This window comes from Aeromonas sp. HMWF015 (assembly GCF_963878965.1).
Taxonomy (GTDB): Bacteria; Pseudomonadota; Gammaproteobacteria; order Enterobacterales; family Aeromonadaceae; genus Aeromonas; species Aeromonas veronii.
Map to the genome: position 1 here is coordinate 7,376 of NZ_CAWNZT010000040.1, position 618 is coordinate 7,993.

A 618-nucleotide genomic window follows, 5' to 3' on the forward strand; every position below is an offset into this window, starting at 1 on the left:
ACCCGCAATACAGCAGTACCTCATCAGTCACTTTTTCACACTGCGAAGAATTTTCACATGACACATCGAGCCTTATGGTTGGCGCTTGCAGCCAGCATGCTTGCAGCCTGTTCTTCCACTGCGTCACTCACTGACGCCGAGTTATCCCAAGCAGCAAAGCAGGGGGATGGCCGAGCCCAGTATGAGCTTGCCAAACGGCTGGCAACCCAACCCGATTACCCCAACGCCATGCACTGGATGCAGCAGGCCGCCGAGCAGTCTGGCCCCTTGGCCGCTGATAAAGAGATCCGCGCCAGCGCTGCCTGGCAAGTGGGTGACTGGTATCAGGCTGGGCTCGGTGAGCCCAAAAATCCGGCGCTCGCTACCCAGTGGTGGCAGCGTTCAGCTCGTCTTGGTAACACCAACGCCAGCTATCGGCTGGGCCTGATGTGCCAAGAGCAGCATCAAGGCAAGCTGGTGAGCGAATGCCTCGATTGGTTCGAGCAGGCTGCCAAGCGGGATCATGCTGAAGCTCAGTTGATCCTGGCCCGGTGGTACAGCAAACAACCGGGGGCAGATACGGATGCCATCAAGTGGCTTGAGCGGTCCGCAGAACTGGGTAACCGTGATGCCCAGTAC

1 protein-coding gene is annotated in these 618 nt (G+C 58.6%); it reads left to right on the forward strand.

All coding sequences use genetic code 11. The features are described from left to right. Nucleotides 1-57 precede the first annotated feature (57 nt). The coding region (locus AACS18_RS01970) for a tetratricopeptide repeat protein (protein ID WP_146184834.1) at nucleotides 58-618 on the forward strand (561 nt) is incomplete at its 3' end.